The organism is Rhodococcus jostii RHA1, from assembly GCF_000014565.1.
Classification (GTDB): domain Bacteria; phylum Actinomycetota; class Actinomycetes; order Mycobacteriales; family Mycobacteriaceae; genus Rhodococcus_F; species Rhodococcus_F jostii_A.
The window spans coordinates 13,528-29,089 of the sequence record NC_008271.1; the positions used below are offsets into that span (position 1 = coordinate 13,528).

Consider the following 15,562-nt stretch of genomic DNA (forward strand, 5'->3'; position numbering starts at 1 on the left):
GTGGTGCGGTGGAGCAACACCCTCGTCTGGCGCTGCCCCAGCGAACGCCTGCTCGCGCACTACAACTCCCACCTCGGTGGCCGGCACCTCGACATCGGCCCCGGAACCGGCTGGTACCTCCAGCACGCCACCTACCCGACCCCGAACCCGACGATCGAGCTGCTCGACCTCAACCCGAACACCCTGCAGACGACCACCACACGTCTCGCCGACCGCGGCATCACCGCGGCCGCGCACACCGGCAGCATCCTCCCCACTACCCGCGGACATCGGGGTGTTCGACTCCGTGGCCGCGAACTTCGTGCTGCACTGCGTGCCCGGCACCTGGGAGCAGAAGGGCCGCGCGTTCGGGCACATCGCCAAGGTCCTGACCGAGGATGGGGTGTTCTTCGGCTCGACCATCCTCGACACCGGAGTGCACCACACCCCTCTCAGCCGCGCCCTGAACAGCCTCTACAACGGGCCGATCAAACTGTTCCACAACCACGGCGACGACCTCGACGGTCTGCACACGGCCCTGGCCACCGCGTTCGAGGAGGTCGAGATCACCGTCGTCGGCTCCGTCGCGGTCTTCGCCGCCCACCTCCCGCGGCGTCCAGGCAGCTGATACGGCGCGCGGGAACGCCAGGCCGAACACGTCAGGCCAGGCGCGAACACACACCCCGCTGCGCATGATCCCGATACTGCCGGCCGACCGAGAGGAACCAAGTGCCGACACCCGAACCCGACGACCAGAAGATCATCAGTCTGAACGCCCTGCGGCAGAGGAGAACCGACGACCTACTCTCCGGCCACATACCGCTGACGTCGCTGCTCTACCGTCGGCACGATCGGATCGCCGCCAATCTACTCGTCACTGACGTCCTCACCACGTACATGCGCGGATCCGGGATCGGGCCGGCCGGGGTCATGGTCATGCTGGGCATCGCCGACGACGCCCGGGTCCGCGACCTGACCGCCGAGCAGCGCGGGCAGATCACCGACGCGATCGCCTCGACGAGCGGGCGGTAACCCACGAGAGGGGACGTGTCATCTCCGCTATCGTAGCCGCGTGAATCGTGCAACTCGCGCGTGCAACGCCCGCGGAGAACCGTAGCGCTCACGACGACAACAGACTTCGACGCGGCCGGCAAAGGACGGACGCGCCGTGCCGGCTTGCGAACCTACAGGGGCAGCGGTCGGTTGTCGGCCACGCTCTTCATGACGAGGGTAGAGCTGAGACGCTGGACGCCGGGGAGCGCGGCCAGAGATTCGTCGTAGAGCGTCTGGAAACCGGGCAGGTCGCGGGTAATGACCCGCAGGAGGTAGTCAGGGTCGCCGAACAGTCGTTGAGCCTGCAGGACATGGGGAATGGCAGCGACGGCCTGTTCGAATGCCTCGATGGTGTCGCGGTCGGCGGCGCGCATGGTGACGAAGACGAGAGCCTCGAACGTGAGGCCCAGTGCCGTCGAGCTGTGCGCGGTACCCGCTGATCGCGCCGGAGCTCTCCAGTGCGCGCAGGCGGCGGTGGCAGGGCGAGATGCTGAGTCGGACCCGATCGGCGAGTTCAGTGATGGTGAGTCGACCATCTTGCTTAAGCTCAGCAAGAATTTTCCTGTCCACGTCGTCCATGTGGAAGAAATCCCCCATATACGCCGTTCCCAGGCAATATTTGGCAACGTTCTCTCCCCCATTCTTCCTAATCTTTCTATGGAACGCCGTTTGGTGTTCCGATAGCGTGAAGGATGAGTGAGGTCATGGCGATCAGTACCGTTGCTGCGTTCTGAGCGGTGTCGTTTCTGCTCGTGCTGACACCCGGGGCGGATTGGGCGTACGCGATCGCGACGGGGCTGCGGCATCGCACCGTGGTGCCCGCGGTCGGAGGGCTGTTGACGGGGCACCTGGCGATGACCGCCGTCGTGGCCGCCGGCGTCGCGGCCTTGGTGACCCGGTCGCCGTTGGTGCTCACCGCGTTGACGGCGGTCGGGGCGGCGTATCTGGTGTGGCTGGGAATCACCATGCTCGTCCGGCCTGTGGCGCCGCCGCAGGCCGGGGCGGAGCAGGCACCGGAATCTTGGGCGCGACAGGCGGTCAAAGGGCTCGGGATCAGCGGACTGAACCCGAAGGTGTTTCTGCTGTTTCTGGCTCCTACCGGGGGTGTATCGCAGTCACAACCAGGTCGCTGATCGAACGTCCATCACGCGTCCTGCGGACTGCTTCAACGCTCACGGCGCGAACGCGCCGTGAGATCACCGGGACAGGGAATTGTGAACGGCAAGACTGCCGGACCTGAAACTAGTCCTTCGCCTTCGTTGCTGCAATGCCCGCGAGTTTTTCCACCCGCGCGTGATCCTCGACGCCGCTCAACAGCGAAACAGGTCGGTACGTGACCTGAACGATCGGTGCATGGGCGGTCAGTGCCACCGCCATCGTCCGACACCAGCAGCGGGGACACCCACCAACCACGACATGGTGAAGACGGCGCCTGCGATTCCGGCGCACCGACACCGGGACGAGACCGTCCGTGGAGAACGCCAGTCTCAGGCGAAAGCTTCGTCACGGAGTGCGCAGCCGCATACAAGGCCACGTTAAGTCGCCGAGTTGCATCGCGACGGCGACCTCGTAGCGCTCGCACAGCTTCGATACGATCGTGATGCCGACGCACGAAGGACGACTGGCCGCGGGCCCGTTTGTTCCTCCCGCGGTGTCACCACGAGCTGAGGGGCCTTGTTGACTGCGTCGATGATCTTGGAGGAGAAGCCCTGCGAGCTCTGAAGTCTTCCGTTGAATCTCTGTGCGGCATAACCAGATCGGGTTCAGAGACCTCTATCCTCGATCGAGCGTGGAATCCGCTCCTCCCGACACGATTCCAGCACGTCTCCCGGTCACGCCGGCCGCCCACGATTGTCGGATCTTTCTTTCGCACAGCACCTTAACGCGCTGGTGCACCCTGGAGCTGAGTTCAGGTCCGGCGCCGGACTGTAGGTCGGCCAGGACTCTTCGGTAGAACGAGACTGGCGGCAACCCAAATTCGGGAAGGATAAATTCGTCGCCCCCTCCGAACGGCTCCCAGCGGATTGCGAACGCGAGCAGTTCGTTGTCGGTCCTCCTCGTCGCAGCTTCGGTGGTCCGCCGCTTCCTTCGCGTGCTCATGTTCTTTGTCATACTCACGACACGTCAGCCTCGCCATGCGAGGTAGCTGGCAACTGCGCCAATGCTCCCTTCACGAGCTTGCCTGATGGGTTGCGGGGCAATTCGTGAATGAACAAAATTTCGGCGGGGACTTTGTAGTCGGCGAGGTGACGGGCTGCGTATGCACGGAGATCATCAGAAGTTAGCCGTTGACCAGGAGAGATGCTGACTACAGCTCTGACACGTTCCCCGAAAATGTCGTCCGGTACACCAACCACTCCCACATCTGCCACCGCAGGGTGTGCGGCCAATACCGATTCAACTTCGATACTGTAGATGTTTTCGCCGCCGCGGATGATCATGTTCTTCAGCCGGTCAAGCACATGGACGTATCCGTCAGTGTCGATGCTGCCGACGTCGCCTGTGTGTAGCCATCCCTCTCGGAACGTGTCCGCGGTCGCTTCCGGGTTGTTCCAGTAGCCGGCTGCGACGACGGGACCACGTATGCAAAGTTCGCCTACATGCTCGCGGAGGTCGGCGACCGTCCCGTCTTCTGTGGTTACGCCGAGTTCGGTGCCGGGGACCGCGCGGCCGGAGGACCACGGGCGGGCGAGATAGTCGTCGCCTTTGACGAAGGTCACGATCGAGGTGGCTTCGGTCATTCCCCAGATGTTCGCGAAAGCGATGTTCGGCATCTTGCTGATTGCCTGCGCGGGCAGAGATTCGGGAACCGGCGATCCTCCCATGGCGAAGAGCCTGAGTGCACTGAGGTCGAGGCTATCTATTTCGGGTCGGGTAAGCATGAGTTGGAGCATCGTGGCGACACCGGCGAAGATGGTGATGCGACGCTCGGCGAGCGTTGCCAGAGTGACGGCTGCCTTGAATTCTGGTGCGAGCACGCACGATGCGCCCGCGGAGAGGAAGCCGATCAGCTGGGAGTTGAGCCCACTGGCGTGGAACATGGGGGCGACGATCAGTGTCCGGTCGTTGGGGGTCAGTTCGAATTGCTCACGAACTGTGGCCGCGTTGAACAGTAGGTTGGCATGAGTTTGTGCCGCACCTTTTGGTCGACCGGTGGTACCCGAGGTGTAGAGCAGCTGGGCTGTGTCATCGGCGCTGCGGGACAAGCCCGGTAAGGGCGTATGATCGGCGTGGGGCGGCCGTTCAGTAAGCAGTACCTGCGGATCGACGACGTCTGCGTCTGAAGTCAGCCTTTCTGCGAAGCTGGAGTCGCTGACGACAAGCGACGCGCCGCTGTCGCTCAGCACGTGTGCTATTTCGGGTGCGCTCAGCCGCGTATTGACCACGACGGCTATCGCACCGGCCAGTTGGGTGCCGAAGTACGAGACCGCGTGGTGGAGTCCGTTGGGCAGCGCGATCGCGACGCGGTCGCCGGGCTTTACGCCGCGTTCCACAATGGAGACCGCGCATTTCTGTGCCAACTCGAGTGTCCGAGCGTAGCTGAGCGTGGTGTTGCCCTCTGACAGTGCCTCGCGCGTCCCGTATCGCTCGGCGGCCTGGATGAGCATGGACCCGATCGTGGTCGGCGTGCCGACGAGTGTTGATTCGAGCATCTGATACTTCTCCTCTGGGAAACGCGCCGCCGAGGCGGCGAGCATGTGCGTTAGCGAAAGAGTCCGTCGCTGTTGAGGTTTTGGCCGCCATCGAGTCGCAGCGCCTGGCCGGTCGTGTATCCGGCAGCGGGCGAGAGCAGATAGAGCACCGCGCCGACCACTTCACCCAGCGCAGCGACGCGTCCCATGGGCACGCCGCGGAGCAGGCGTTGCCGTGCCGACTCCGGCATCGCGAGGACCTTGGGCGTGGCGACGAGGCCGGGGACGACGGCGTTGACGCGTATGCCATCGCGTGCCCATTCCGCGGCCAATGAGCGGGTCAATCCGAGTACGCCGGCCTTCGCCGCTGCATAGGATGCCTGCCCGGGCAGACCGTCTTGTCCTGCTACGGAGGAGAACAGCACGATGCTGCTGGCGGTGCTGGTCTGTAGGGGCGGGTAGGCGGCCTGCGCCACATAGAATTGGGCGAGCAAGTTCGCCTCGACGTCGCGTTGGAAGTCTCGGATCGGGAAGGTGGCAGCCCGGTGGATCGTGTCGACGATGCCAGCCGCACCAACCAGCGCATCGAGTCCGCCTAGTGCGGACGCGGCCTCAGCGACGGCGCGTGCGGCTTCGTCCGGTTCGGACAGGTCTGCGCGGATCATCTGTTCGCACGGAATCGACTGTGCCTCTGTTCCAGGGCGATCGATACCCACTGTCCGGCACCCGAGGTCGTCGAGGGCGGCCAGCAGGGCCCGGCCGACGCCACCGAGGGCTCCGGTCACGAGCACTCGCGCCCCTGGCCGCGGGGTAGTGGTCCAGTCCGCGTGACCGTTCGCGGTATCTGACTGCTCATTCATCCGTGGATCATCCATCCCTGGGCATCGCGGGCCGCTTCCGACACGGCCTCGGACAGTGTGGGGTGGCCGTGAATGATCGTCGCGATCTCAGGAAGTCCGGCTTCGAGCGCGCGTGCGGTGACCAGCTCCTGAATCAGCTCGGTAGCCTTGGCGCCAACGATGTGGGCGCCAAGCAACTCGCCGTACTTCGCGTCACCGACGAGTTTGACAAGCCCGTCGCGTTCGCCGAGCACCGTGCCCGCACCGACTGCGCCGTATCGGGCGGTGCCCACCACCACCTCGTAGCCCTGTTGCCGTGCTTGCTCCTCGGTCAGTCCGACACTGGCTACCGAAGGTGAGCAGAACGTGGCCCGGGGTATGAGGTTGTGCAGCAACGGTTCTGGGATGTGTTCGGCAGCGTCTTCGGCGGCGATGATTCCTTCTTCGGATGCCTTATGCGCCAGAGCGGGACCCCGAACGAGATCTCCAATCGCCCAGATTCCCGGGGCGGTCGTCCGCAGTCGTTCATCGACCCGGATCAAACCGCGATCGTCCAGTTCTACCCCGGCAGTGTCCAGAGCGAGAGAGTCTGTGTCGGGGCTGCGGCCGGCAGCCACGACCAGCCAGGTGGTTTGCTCGGTGCGACCGTCGACGGTGAACGACACCGCGTCGGTGGACTGCTCGGTATCAGACACGGTTACCCCGGTGCTGATGGCGATGCCCTGACGGCGCAGTTTCGCGTGCACGATCGCCGAGATGTCGGCGTCTTCGGCCGGCAGGATGCGATCGGAGGCCTCGATCAGGCGGACCTTGCTTCCCAAGCGGGCGTAGGCAGACGCCAGCTCGACACCGGATGCGCCGGCGCCGACGACGGCGATCGTGTCGGGGAGCGCGTCGAGCGCCCATGCCTGTTCCGTGCCGATCACCCGGCCGTGGAAGTCGAGGCCGGGCAGGGGTCGCGCAACCGACCCGGTCGCGAGGACGATCGCACGCCCGTGCACGGTTTCACCATCGACCGTGACCGCGCCGTCGCCGGCAAGCCGCGCCCAACCGTGCTTGACCTCGACTCCGTTCTTCTTCAGCAAGCCTCGCACCCCGCCGGTCAAGCTCGCGACTACCTCGTCGCGTCGTGCCCGTACCTCGTCGAAGGAGACTCTGGGAGTGCCGACATGTATCCCGAACTGACTGGCATGGCGTACCTCGTCCAACACGTCGGCTGCGCGGAGTACCGCTTTGGCCGGAATGCAGGCGTAATTGAGGCATCGACCGCCGAGGGCATTGCCTTCAACCACCGCGGTGCGCAGCCCGAGCTGCGCCCCACGAATAGCGCTGACATACCCGCCGGGGCCCGATCCGATGACCACCAGGTCAAATGCGTCACTCATCAGTGCCCCCAGCGGTTGCCGGCGACACAGCGGGTTTGGTTGCGCCGTACCGTTCCCAGTGCCGGGCCGGAATGTCGTCAGGGTTCTTGTACCAGTACCAGACACACGGATCGTGGTCGAAGTTCTCGGGGGGGTCCGAGGGGTACAACGGGGCGCCGTACCACCGTATCGGCAGGCTCTCGTTCATGAACGTGCAATGCGTGCAGTACAAGGGGAAGCCCTCGCGCCCATACGACCAGTCATGCGCTTCCTGGGTGACCCCGTAGGCGTTAGGGCCCTCGTAACGGCCGCGTCGCCACAGTCGTTGCCCACTGCCGCATGGGTTCATCGTGAAGGTGAACTTCTCATCATCCTCGACGATGGTGAACGCGCCGGGGTGGGGTCCGACACCGCTGGTGCTGTGCGCCCGCCAGGTGGCGGCCAACGATTTGACGATCTCGCGTCGGTCGGCATTGAGAATCTTGCCGACATCCGCACGCCAGCCACGTTCCATGCTCGACGTCCACGCCTCAGCGACATAGTTTTCACCGAAGCGCTCCTGGATGAAGGTCACCAATCCGAGGAGCTGCTCGGCCATGAGATCGTGCAGGTATCGCCACTCGTGACGCATCGCTGAGCAGAGGTTGCGGGCCTCGGCGAGGTCCCCGCGGTCGATGGCCTCGATCGCACGATCCATCGTGGGTCGTGACATCTGCCCGAGCTCGACCGGGTCGAACCACCGGTTGGTCGGCGCTGGGGGATGCTGCTCGATGCTCGTCACGGCGTCATCACCACTTTGGGGCGTTCCCCCCGAGATGTGGACACCAATTCCTATGCAGCGGTGGCCAGCGTAGCCGATCGCTGCTCGAACTCGATCGGACAGATCTGACCGAGGGTGGAATGCCTCCTTCGCGTGTTGTAGCGGGTGATCCAGCGGAAGATGGCGGCGCGGGCCTCACCCGCACTGTTCCAGCGCTTCCGCCCCTGCAGCGTCTCCCGTTTCAACGTCGCGTTCAGCGACTCGGCGGCCGCGTTGTCCGCCGACGTTCCGACCGCACCCCGCGACCGGGTCACCCCCAGCTCGCGGCAGAGGTCGGCGAACTCGGCCGATGCATACTGGGCTCCGTTGTCGGAGTGGAAAATTGACCCCTCGAGCCCTGCGGCGCCGCGACAGGCCGCCGCCGCCCGCATCGCATCGGTGACCAACTCGGTACGCATGTGGTCGGCGATCGACCACCCCGCCAACCGTCGCGAGCCCAGGTCCAACACCGTCGCCAGATACAGAAATTCACCGTCACCGACTGGGAGGTAGGTGATGTCGCCGACGTATCGAGTGTTCGGTGCGCTCGCGGTGAAGTCCCGCCGGATCAGGTCCGGCACCGCGGCCGCGTCCGGATCGGGGACGGTGGTGCGCACCGGTTTGCGCAGGTGCACCCCGACGATCCCGTGCTCACGCATCACCCGCTCGACCCGCTTGTGATTGACCTCGATCCCGGCCTCGCGCAGTTCGGCCGTGATGCGCGGGGCACCGTAGGTGCCATCGAAGTCGGCATGGATAGCGCGGATCCGCTCGGCCAGCTCCTCGTCGGCGCGGGCACGGGCGGCCCGGGCCGGTCCGGAGGTCCGCCACCGGTAGAAGCCCGAGCGGGAGACTTCGAGGATCTGGCACAGCCACTTCACCGGAACGGTGTCGCAGTGGTCGTCAACGAACTGGAAGCGGCTCACCAATTCGTCTCGCCCGCGAAATACTTCGCGGCCTTGCGCAGGATCTCCCGCTCGGTTTCGAGCTTCCGGATTTGGGCCTTGAGCTGCTTGTTTTCTTCCTCCAACACGGACTCGGACGATACCTCGCCGGCCCGGGATGCCGGCCGCGCAGCCCCGTCGGCCCGGAGCTCGGCCGTGGAGGTACCGGTGCGTTTGCGTTCGGCCCGCACCCAGTTGCGCAGGGTCTCGCGGCTGACTCCCAGGTCGTTGCCGATGCCCTCAAAGGTGTGGCTCGGGTCGGACAGGTACAGCGCGACGGCATCGGCCTTGAACTCCGCCGAGTACGCCTTCATCGCCATCAGTGACATCTCTTCCTCTGGGACCTTCACGACCCAGTGTTCACGATGTCCTCACTCAGGGGGGAACCCCCTTGATCGATGTCGGGTCCGCGGCCTGGTGGAACGCGGAGTTCGCTTCGCTGAGTGGGATCCGGTTCGTGACCAGCGCGTCGACCTGCACGCGGCCCTGCTCGAGAAGTTCGATCCCGCTACTGATCGAGGAGCCAATGGCGCCGATTAGCCGAATGTCCTTGTAGGCGATCAGGGAGAAGTCCGCGGTCGCCGGTTCCTCGGAAAGTCCGACCAGGACCACAGTTCCTCTGCTGCGCACGAAGTCCAGGGACTGGGCATAGGTGGGTGGGGCGGCGGCCGCATTGAACACGACGTCAGCCATACCGCTGTCTCCGAACATGTAGCGGCCCCGCCCGGTCGCGGCGCGGACAGCGTCGATGAGATCCGGGCGGCGCGCATCGATGACCTCATCGGCCCCGACCCGAAGGGCCAGCTCCGCTCGTTCCGGTGAGACCTCTGTGACAATCACCTTCGCGTCCACCGTGGCCTTGACGGTCTGGACGATAAGGTTGCCGATCATTCCGCCACCGATCACAACGACCGTGTCCCCGTCTTGCGGCTTGGCGCGCCGCACCGAGTAGGCCGCCGTGCCAAGGGGCTCGGCGAGTGCCGCTGCCTCGTCGCTGAGCGACGCAGGGATCGCGAACAGATTCTGATCCAGTTGTGCCTGCCTGATCAGTACATATTCGGCCATCGCACCGGGCTCGCCGTACCCGGTGTAATGCTCGAACAAGTGCGGGCACAGACGTTGCTGGTTGCGTTGACACCAATAGCACTGACCGCAGAACTCTACGGAGAATCCTGTGTATCTCTCCCCGACGCTGGCGCCGCGGACCTCTTCGCCGACCTCGACCGCCTCGCCGCAGAACTCGTGCCCCATGATCCAACCGGTCGTCGCACCGTAGAGGCCCTTGCGGTAGACATGCAGGTCGGAGCCGCAGATCCCGACAGCGCGAGTTCTGAGCAACACATCGCGGGGGCCGGGCTGTGGTGTCGGTACATCCTGTACCTCGATCAGACCCGGTCGCTGGTATACCGCTGCTTTCATGATCATTCCTCGCTTGTGACGTGGGAGCCGTATCGGTCAGCCGACCAGTAGCCGGTCGGGTTCGGCCAGCAACGCGGCCATCGTGTTATGGAACCGGCCCGCCAGTTCGCCGTCGATGATGCGGTGATCCACGGTGAGGCTCAGGTGTACGACTTTGCCCGCCCTGACTTCGCCGTCGCGTACCACCGGACGGTCCAAGATCGCTCCTGTCGCCAGGATCGCCACTTGCGGAAGGTTGAGCACCGGGGTACCGAAATGTGAACCGTAGGAGCCGATATTGGTGACGGTGAAGGTGCCGCCGGTCAGATCGGCAGCGGTGACCTTGCGCTCACGCGCTGCGAGGGCGGCTTCCTCACTGCGCTGGTGGATGGCGCGCAGGCTCAGCTGGTCTGCGTCTCGCACAACGGGGACGATGAGCCCGTCAGGCACCGACACGGCCATGCCCAGGTGCACGTGGTCGTGCTCGATGATGCGGTCCGCCTGCACGGTTACGTTCAGCTCTGGTACTTCGCGCAGTGCCAGAGCGGTGGCTTTGAGGAACAGGTCGGTAAAGGACACCTTGAATCCGATGCGCTCAGCTTTGGCTGCCAACCGATTTCGGAGTTCGACCAGTGCGCTGACCTCGACCTCGCGGACATCGGTCAGCTGCGCGGTGGTCTGCAGACTCTGCTGCATACGGTCAGCGATGGTGCGACGCATCGCTGACAGCGGCTTCCCTTGTTCGTGGTTCGGGGAGTCGGACGGCTGAGGTGAGTCCACCGGCTCCGACACCGGGTGCGGCTCATCCTGGGCGGCGGGGTCCTGAGCCTGGGCCGCTTCGACGTCGCGGCGACGAATCTGGCCGCGACGGCCGCTGCCTTCGATCGTACTGATGTCCATCCCGGCGTCGGCCGCGACTCGTCGCGCCAGTGGGGTCGCCAGCACGATGCCGTTCGTACTCCGCTCGGCCGCCGCGGTCGACGCCGGCGGTTGTTCGACACGGCGTTCAGGCTGAACGGTCGTTTCCGTTCCGGATGTCGGGGGGTCCGGGTGTGTGTCCGTACCGCGGGCGACGGCCAGGTATTCCTTCCGGGAAGCGGACACCGCACCGAGGCGGGCGCCGACTTTGTACTCTTGGTCGACATCCGCCGCGGTATGCAGCACGCCAGCGGTTGGGGCCTCGATCTCGTAGCTGACCTTGTCGGTTTCAATGATCGCGATCACCTCACCACCGTCGACCTCATCGCCATCCTTGCGGACCCATTCGGCCAGCAGCGCGGACTTCATCTCCACGCCCAACTGGGGAAGGGTTATATCGATGCTCATCGTCGAGTCACCTCATGCCATCAGATCGCGCACGGAGTCAACGACTCTCGCGACATCGGGAAAGAGCAGGTCCTCGGCCTCGCCGGTGGGGATGGGGTAGAAAGCACCGGCGATCCGTTTGATGGGTGCGTCGAGGTAGTACAGGCCCTCGTCGGCCACTCTCGCCGCGATCTCGGCTCCGAAGCCGCTGGGCCCGGTCGCCTCGTGCACGATCGCCAAGCGGGAGGTTTTCGCCACGGATGCCAGGATCGTGTCCGTGTCCAACGGCATGAGGGTGCGGGGGTCGACGACTTCGACGTCGATCCCTTCCTTCGCGAGTTGCTCGGCAGCGTCCAGCACGACGTGCACCATCCGGCCGTAGGCGACCACGGTCACGTCCGTTCCTGCCCGTTTGACCTCGGCCTTGCCCAGCGGCACCACGTGGTCGCCCTCTGCGGGGGCCGCACCTTTGTAGCCGAGAAGAGATTTGTTCTCGACGAAGATCACCGGGTTGTCGTCGCGGATGGCGGCCTTCAGCATGCCTTTGGCGTCGCTGGGCGTCGATGGGTACGCGACCTTGAGGCCGGGGACATGAGTAAACCATGATTCGAGGCTTTGCGAGTGGTGCGCCCCCACCCGTACTCCCGCCCCGGCGAGGGTGCGCACCACCATCGGTGCAGCAATCGCACCGTTGGATAGGTAGTAGGTCTTCGCGGCCTGATTGACGAGAGCGTCCATCGTCAAGGTCAAGAAGTCCATGAACATGATCTCGAGCACGGGTCGGCAGCCGGCGATGGCGGCGCCGAGGGCGAGGTCGGCCATCCCCTCCTCACTGATCGGGCTGTCCCGCACTCGCATTGCGCCGTATTTGTCGAACAATCCTCGGGTCAGGCCGAATGTTCCGCCCGCGCGCCCGATGTCCTGTCCGATCAGGCACACGCTTGGGTCGCGTTCGAGTTCCTCGTCGAGGGCCTGGTTGATCGCCCAGCGCATCGCAAGGGTCTGGCCTGGTGCTGCGGACGCGTTCACAGAGGACCTCCTGCGTAGATGTCACCGAAGATGTCGTCTTTGCCCGCCGGTGGGGCGTTCAGTGCCTCTGTCATGGCCGTCCGGATTTCGTCGGCGGCTTCCCTTTCGGCGGTGTGCAGCTGCTCCTCGGTCACGTTCTGTTGTTGCAGCAGGCGCGCGCGGTAGCAGGTCACGGGATCACGCTCAGCCCACTCGGCGACCTCCGCCTTGTCGCGGTACGACTGGGGGTCGCCTTCGTAGTGGCCGTTGAGCCGGTAGGTTTTCGCCTCTACCAGGGTCGGCCCGCCGCCACCTCGGGCGCGCTCGAATGCGGCGGCCAGTGTCGTGTACACAGCCCCGGGATCGTTTCCGTCGACGACGACGCCGGGTATGCCGTAGCCGGCGGCGCGATCGGCGACGTCTGCGCAGCGCATCTGGTCACGGGAGGAGGAGAATTCCGCGTAGAGGTTGTTCTCGCAGATAAAGATGACAGGCAGATCCCAGATGGCGGCCATGTTCAATGCTTCGTGGAAAGCGCCCCGGTTGCTGGTGCCTTCGCCGAAGCCGCAGACCACGACCTCGTCGAGGCCGCGCTGCTGCACCCCGTATGCGACTCCGGCAGCAATGGGGATGTTCGCGCCCAGCACGCCGGTTGTTCCGTAGATCCGGGCGGGGGCGTAGTTGATGTGGGTCTCTCCTGCACGCCCGCGGCTGGGTGCGGTGGCCCGTCCCATGATCTCCATCGCGAGATCACGTGCCGTCATGCCCTTACCCAGGATCGACACCCGAGAACGGTGATAGGGCACGAGGTGATCTGTCTCGCGCATCAGCGCTGCCGCTGCGGCACCGGTGGCTTCGTGCCCGATACAGGAGTGGAACCAGCCGCCCAGCTTGCCCGCCGCGAAGATCGCGCCGAGTTGTTCCTCGAACTCGCGGGCGAGCACCATCAGCCGGTAGGTCGATAGGAGGTCTGCGTCCGAGCGTTCGGTGACGGTCGCATCTGCGGCTGGATTCTGCTGTGCGGGAGGACGCTTCTTGGACGTTGTTGTCATCGCAGCATCTCCCTACCGATGATGATCCGCTGAATCTCCGACGTGCCGCCACCGATCTGCATGATCTTGGCGTCTCGCAGGTAACGCTCGACTGGGAACTCACGTGTATAGCCGTATCCGCCGAAGATCTGCACGGCTTCGAGCGCAGCATTCATGGCCACTTCGGATCCGTGCAATTTGCACGCCGAGGCAAGCCTGGTCAGCCCGGAATCTCCCGCGTCGATTGCGGCCGCGGTTTTGGATACGAGTGCGCGACCCAGTTCGATTCCGACGTACATGTCGGCGATCTTGGCCTGAATCAGCTGGAAGTCGCCGATAGGGCGACCGAACTGCCGACGTTCGCCCGCATAGCGCACCGCTTCCCGCAGCGCGCCGGCGGCGAGTCCGACCCCCTGTGCACCCATCAAGACGCGCTCGCTCGCCAGCCCGTCGCGCAGCACCTTGATGCCGTTCCCGATCCCACCGATCACCGCATCGTCGGGAACGAAACAGTCGGAGAAGGCCAATTCGCCGGTGGGAGATCCCCGCCAGCCGAGCTTGTCGAGCTTGCGGCCTTTGGAGAAGCCGGGGGCGGTGGTGTCAACGGCGAACAGAGCGAGTTCCCGGTCCTCCACCGGGCCGGTCTTGGCATAGACCAAGGCGAGGTCGGCTACTGGACCGTTGGTGATGAACGTCTTGGCGCCATTGAGTAGCCAGCCCCCTTCGGTACGGGTGGCTTTGGTGCGCATACTCATTGCATCCGAACCTGCCTCCGGTTCGGTGATGGCCAGACAACCAATGATCGAGCCGTCACACAATCCCGGCAGATAGCGGGCCTGCTGCTCAGGTGTGCCGTGATCGACGATCCGATCGACCACCAGATTGCTCTGATGAAGAACAGTCACGGCGGTCGACATACACACGGCCGATAACTCCTCACCGGCGATGCAGGTCTCCGTCAAACCGAGATCGGATCCTCCGAACTGCTCCGGTGCGCGGATGCCAAGCAGTCCGAGTTCGGCGGCGGCCTCCCACGACTCACGGGGGAATCGTTCTTCGCGATCAATTTCTGCTGCGAGGGGCGCAACATGATCGGCGGCGAACTTGCGTACCGTTTCCCGCATCAACCGGTGCTCATCGCTTTCCAGCGCCGTTTTCATTCTGCGTCCTCACCTCAGACAAGTCGGAATACCTGCGTGCCTGCGTTCCGGAACCAGAGGGACGCGGGCGATGAGTGCAGCAAAGCCTGGACAGTCACCGTCGATCCAGTCTTGACGCGCCCGTGCCTTGGTGAGGACTACTAGTTCGTCGGCGGCACTTTCACTCCAGGTGCGGCCATGGTTGACCTGGTAACCCTCATCGTCGCGACCGCCGACGTGCGAAACCGCACCGCGAGATGGCCAGACGCCGCGTGCGGGTCTTGACGTCGGCTTCTCTCGGCTGCCTCAAACCGTGCGAGTGCGAGTTGTGGACTTCTCCAAGCCCGGTCCGATGTTTCAGTGATCGCGTATCGACTGCGTCTCTCTCGCGAGCACCGCGGCTCTCACGACTTCGTCGTGAACGTGCGAGGGGACGGAGGGTTGTTCCACGCGCGCCGGATCGCATCCCAGGCCCAGCAGCAAGGTGCGCACGTACCTGTCGGCGATCTCCTCGATTGACCACGACCCCTCGGGCCGATACCAGGACCACGTCCAGTTGCACATGCCGAAAATCTGCAACGCCACCAGGCGGGGATCATCCTCCCGCACCACGTCTGCTGCCATGGCTTCTGCAATCACCTCTTCCACCCGCTCGGTGTACGCGTGACGCCGTAGACGGACCTGGTCCAGCTGGGGCGAGTCCGCGTACCGAGCGAACTCCCGTCCGAAGGCCCGGGTGGCAGCTAGGTCGTCACGGTGGCACAGCGTGATCGACACGATGACCGCGATCAGACGGTCCTGCGGGCCGTCCAGGTGAGAAAGGATGTGCTGCAGCTCCCGCTCACGCCGATCGATGTAGTCCTCACCGATCCGTGCGAGGAGGGCCTCCTTCGATTTGAAGTGGTGCAGAATCGTTCCCTTGCTGATCCCCAGCCGGTCCGAGACCTCACTCAGAGCGGTTCCACGAAAGCCCTGCTGAGCGACGCATTCGGTAAACACCCGCTGAATCCGCACTCGCAGTGACACCGGTTCGTCGACTACCAATTCCACCATCGCTGTCGTTCCCCTCGT

At 64.6% G+C, this 15,562-nt stretch carries 14 protein-coding genes and 2 pseudogenes; 3 read left to right on the plus strand and 13 right to left on the minus strand.

The annotated features are described in order from the left end of the window. Window positions 1-274 precede the first annotated feature (274 nt). Window positions 275-607 carry an SH2 domain-containing protein gene (locus RHA1_RS53420; protein ID WP_337505458.1) on the plus strand — a complete coding sequence of 111 codons (333 nt, stop codon included), beginning with the start codon at window positions 275-277 and terminating at the stop codon, window positions 605-607. A 101-nt stretch (window positions 608-708) separates the two neighbouring features. Beyond that, a complete protein-coding gene (locus RHA1_RS42920) occupies window positions 709-1,011 on the plus strand; it encodes a hypothetical protein (RefSeq protein WP_011600295.1) in 303 nt (100 codons plus the stop codon). Between the two features lie 152 nt (window positions 1,012-1,163). On the opposite strand, the pseudogene RHA1_RS42925 reads toward RHA1_RS42920, so the two are convergent. Further along, window positions 1,164-1,611: pseudogene (locus RHA1_RS42925) on the minus strand (Lrp/AsnC family transcriptional regulator). A gap of 158 nt (window positions 1,612-1,769) precedes the next feature. Here RHA1_RS42925 and RHA1_RS42930 point away from each other — a divergent pair. Continuing rightward, a pseudogene (locus tag RHA1_RS42930) lies at window positions 1,770-2,126 on the plus strand (LysE family translocator); the annotation flags it as partial. Between the two features lie 148 nt (window positions 2,127-2,274). On the opposite strand, the gene RHA1_RS53125 reads toward RHA1_RS42930, so the two are convergent. The 12 genes from RHA1_RS53125 to RHA1_RS42990 form a co-directional block, all read right to left on the minus strand. Then, the gene (locus RHA1_RS53125) at window positions 2,275-2,409 is read right to left on the minus strand and encodes a hypothetical protein (protein WP_272942800.1); all 135 of its coding nucleotides are present in this window, start codon (window positions 2,407-2,409) and stop codon (window positions 2,275-2,277) included. Window positions 2,410-3,146: 737 nt separating this feature from the next. Further along, the gene (locus tag RHA1_RS42935; protein WP_011600299.1) at window positions 3,147-4,730 is read right to left on the minus strand and encodes a class I adenylate-forming enzyme family protein; all 1,584 of its coding nucleotides are present in this window, start codon (window positions 4,728-4,730) and stop codon (window positions 3,147-3,149) included. A 5-nt stretch (window positions 4,731-4,735) separates the two neighbouring features. Then, complete coding sequence (locus RHA1_RS42940) at window positions 4,736-5,524, minus strand: SDR family oxidoreductase (RefSeq protein WP_011600300.1); 789 nt, start codon at window positions 5,522-5,524, stop codon at window positions 4,736-4,738. After that, complete coding sequence (lpdA, locus tag RHA1_RS42945; RefSeq protein ID WP_011600301.1) at window positions 5,521-6,888, minus strand: dihydrolipoyl dehydrogenase; 1,368 nt, start codon at window positions 6,886-6,888, stop codon at window positions 5,521-5,523. Before lpdA ends, RHA1_RS42940 begins: the two co-directional genes overlap by 4 nt. Beyond that, entirely contained in the window at window positions 6,881-7,648 is a 768-nt protein-coding gene (locus tag RHA1_RS42950; protein ID WP_011600302.1) for a hypothetical protein, read from the minus strand. Before RHA1_RS42950 ends, lpdA begins: the two co-directional genes overlap by 8 nt. A gap of 50 nt (window positions 7,649-7,698) precedes the next feature. Next, window positions 7,699-8,930, minus strand: a protein-coding gene (locus RHA1_RS42955; protein ID WP_085996103.1) for an IS3-like element ISRhosp5 family transposase whose coding sequence is annotated in 2 segments (ribosomal slippage) — window positions 7,699-8,609 and window positions 8,609-8,930 — 1,233 coding nt in all. Because the reading frame shifts where the segments join, the coding sequence is not laid out codon by codon here. A gap of 55 nt (window positions 8,931-8,985) precedes the next feature. Then, entirely contained in the window at window positions 8,986-10,029 is a 1,044-nt protein-coding gene (locus tag RHA1_RS42965) for a zinc-dependent alcohol dehydrogenase (RefSeq protein ID WP_011600303.1), read from the minus strand. 36 nt (window positions 10,030-10,065) lie between these two features. Further along, window positions 10,066-11,334, minus strand: coding sequence for a dihydrolipoamide acetyltransferase family protein (locus RHA1_RS42970; RefSeq protein WP_011600304.1), 1,269 nt, complete (start codon window positions 11,332-11,334; stop codon window positions 10,066-10,068). 12 nt (window positions 11,335-11,346) lie between these two features. Beyond that, a complete protein-coding gene (locus RHA1_RS42975) occupies window positions 11,347-12,306 on the minus strand; it encodes an alpha-ketoacid dehydrogenase subunit beta (RefSeq protein WP_041813792.1) in 960 nt (319 codons plus the stop codon). Window positions 12,307-12,338: 32 nt separating this feature from the next. Beyond that, window positions 12,339-13,373: a thiamine pyrophosphate-dependent dehydrogenase E1 component subunit alpha gene (locus tag RHA1_RS42980; RefSeq protein ID WP_011600306.1), complete on the minus strand. Its 1,035-nt coding sequence runs from the start codon at window positions 13,371-13,373 to the stop codon at window positions 12,339-12,341. Continuing rightward, window positions 13,370-14,512 carry an acyl-CoA dehydrogenase family protein gene (locus tag RHA1_RS42985; RefSeq protein ID WP_011600307.1) on the minus strand — a complete coding sequence of 381 codons (1,143 nt, stop codon included), beginning with the start codon at window positions 14,510-14,512 and terminating at the stop codon, window positions 13,370-13,372. Before RHA1_RS42985 ends, RHA1_RS42980 begins: the two co-directional genes overlap by 4 nt. Window positions 14,513-14,848: 336 nt before the next feature. Further along, window positions 14,849-15,544, minus strand: a complete 696-nt coding sequence (locus tag RHA1_RS42990; protein WP_011600308.1) for a TetR/AcrR family transcriptional regulator — start codon at window positions 15,542-15,544, stop codon at window positions 14,849-14,851. Window positions 15,545-15,562: the final 18 nt, after the last annotated feature.